2 protein-coding genes are annotated in these 2526 nt (G+C 68.8%); one reads left to right on the top strand and one right to left on the bottom strand.

The window, feature by feature from the left end; translation table 11 throughout:
• Nucleotides 1-116 precede the first annotated feature (116 nt).
• On the bottom strand, nucleotides 117-1052 hold the full coding sequence (locus D7Y13_RS40775; protein WP_120537828.1) for a hypothetical protein: 936 nt from the start codon (nucleotides 1050-1052) through the stop codon (nucleotides 117-119).
• Between the two features lie 72 nt (nucleotides 1053-1124).
• On the opposite strand from D7Y13_RS40775, the gene truD reads away from it, so the two are divergent.
• Nucleotides 1125-2526 (top strand): tRNA pseudouridine(13) synthase TruD (truD, locus tag D7Y13_RS40770; protein WP_244222457.1); only part of this gene is annotated, 1402 nt, incomplete at its 3' end.

The raw sequence follows: 2526 nt of genomic DNA, 5'->3' as shown, positions 1-2526 counted from the left end.
GGACACTACCAGAGCCCTCCGCCCCAAAGGAACGCTCGCGTCGCCCCACCCCTTCCGGGCCGCTGTCCCCCTGTACGGCCGGTCAGTCCCGGGGCTTCGAAGCGACCTCAAGGGGCTCATATCGAAGGCGGGGCCACCGTCCCCGGGGCCGCCGGGGCCGCTGACGCGGGCGGACGGGCGCCGGGCGAGCGGAAGGCCAGCCCGATGGACGGCAGGAAGGTCATCCCGCCCAGGTCCCGCTTCCCGCCGAAGATGTCCGGCTTGCAGTACACGTAGCCGCCCGTCAGCTCCGCGTAGATGTGCACGTAGCGGTAGCCCAGGGCGAAGCCCACCGTGGAGCCCACGAAGTGGCTGCTGACCGTGGTGGGCAGGCTCACGTCGAAGCCCGTCACCGGGGCGCCCTGCTGGGCGAAGTCCACCAGCTGCGCGTCCAGCCGGGTGTGGCTGTAGACGTACTTGGGGGCCCCGTAGAGCTTGAACACGTCGCCGTATTCGGCGCTCAGGTACAGCGGCACCTCCACGTCGAAGCGGTTGAAGTCTCCCAGCTCCACCACCTCCAGCACGTCCAGCAGCGCCCCGGAGAACAGGTGCTTGGACACCCCCAGGCCCAGGGCCAGGTCGTAGGAGCGGTTCCTCTCTTCCCCACCGTGGGCCAGCCGCACCTTCCCGTCGAAGCGCAGGGCGTTGCTGCTGAAGCGGCCGCCCAGGTCCAGCCCGTCCAGGACGCCCACCCGCACCATCAGCTCCGGGTTGACGCCCGGCGGGGCCACCACCAGGGCGATGCCGGCGGTGAGCAGGCGCTGCTGATCCTCCTCGGAGAGGGTGTAGGGCCGGCCCTCCTCGATGGCGTCCATCGCCTCGCGCCCCTGGTCGATGCCCACGTCCACCACGCTGGCCAGGGTGCCCACCGGCACGAAGACGCCCATGCTGCCCGTCACCTGGACCTGGCCGGGCGACAGCGTCTTCGCCGTCTGCATCGTGGAAAGGGGGGTGGCACAACCCACCGTGACGCTGGCGAACCCCAGCAGGAGCAGGACGGGAAGAGATCTCATGGGGTTGCAGGTTATGCCCATTTCCGGCGCGAACGCTTCATTCCGCGCGTCCACGCTGCTAAGGGGGCTGTCGTGCGAATCAAGCAAAAACCCGAGGACTTCTCCGTGAAGGAGTCCTACCGCTTCGACGAAGCCGCCAATGGGCGGCATCGTGTCTACCTCATGGACAAGCAGAAGTTGTCCACCTTTGACGCGGTCAACCGCCTCATCACCAAGTTCGGCTTGAAGCCGGGCTCCATCAGCTACTGCGGCCTGAAGGACAAGCAGGGCCGCACCGAGCAGATCATCGCGGTGGATGGCGCGGACGTCGACATGCAGGAGCCCGACCTGCGCCTGAAGTTCCTGGGCCGGACGGACAAGGCGCTGTCGGCGCGCAACATCACCTCCAACCGCTTCTCCGTCACCGTGCGCGCCCTGTCGCACGACTCGCTGGCGCCGCTGAATCTGGCCACCGCCGAGGTCAACCGCCTGGGCGTGGTGAACTACTTCGACAGTCAGCGCTTCGGCGCGCTCAAGCACGGCCAGGGCTTCATCGCCAAGGACATCATCCGGGGCGACTTCGAGGCCGCGCTGCACAACTACTTCGCCCGTCCCTCGGAGCTGGATCGCACCGAGGACGCCAAGGTGAAGGGCTTCTGGCGCGACAACTGGGGCCAGTGGGACGCGCGCGTGCCCTTCGAGGGCGCGAAGAAGTACCACCGCATCCTGCGCTCGCTGCGGGACCATCCGAACGACTGGATGCGGGCGTTCCTGCAGATCGACTCGGACTACCGGGCGATGATCCTCTTCGAGTACCAGAGCTTCCTCTGGAACGAGGGCGTCCGGCGCTACCTGCAGCTGCTGCTGCCGCGCGAGCACATGTTCCCCATGCGCTACCAGGCCGGCACGCTGCTGCACTTCCGGGACGCGAGTCCGGAGGTCCTGAACACGCTGCGCGACGCGACGTTCCCGCTGGTCGGGCCGGACTCCACCTTCAGCGACCCGAAGGTGGCGGAGGCCATGGCGTGGGTGCTGGGCCGCGAGAAGCTCAAGCTCTCCGACCTGCGCATCAAGAACGCGGAGCGCCTGCTCTACTTCAAGGAAGAGCAGCGCCCCCTGCTGATGCACCCGCACAAGCTCGTGGTGGGCCGCACGCAGAACGACGACGTGAACCGCGGCGACATCAAGGTCAACGTGGCCTTCACGCTGCCCCCCGGCGCGTACGCCACGCTGGTCATCAAGCGCCTGTTCCACTTCGAGTACACGGAGGACACGAAGGAGGAGGTGCGCGCGTCGCAGCGTCCGCGCCTCGTCGCCACCGAGCGGGCCGAAGCCCACGTCGAGGCGGCCCAGGCCGCGGCGCGTGAAGCCGAAGGGCCTTCGCGCCACCGCACGCTGGCAAGCCACAGCACCCGCGCGCCCGCCCGCGCCACCAGCCGGGATCCGCGCCCGGGTGGTGGCGCGGGCGGTCGCGCGGGTGCTGTGGCTTGCCCGC

It is taken from the genome of Corallococcus praedator (genome assembly GCF_003612125.1).
GTDB classification, from domain to species: domain Bacteria; phylum Myxococcota; class Myxococcia; order Myxococcales; family Myxococcaceae; genus Corallococcus; species Corallococcus praedator.
Note: the sequence above shows the minus strand (reverse complement) of the source record. Positions and strands in the feature narration are given on the sequence as shown.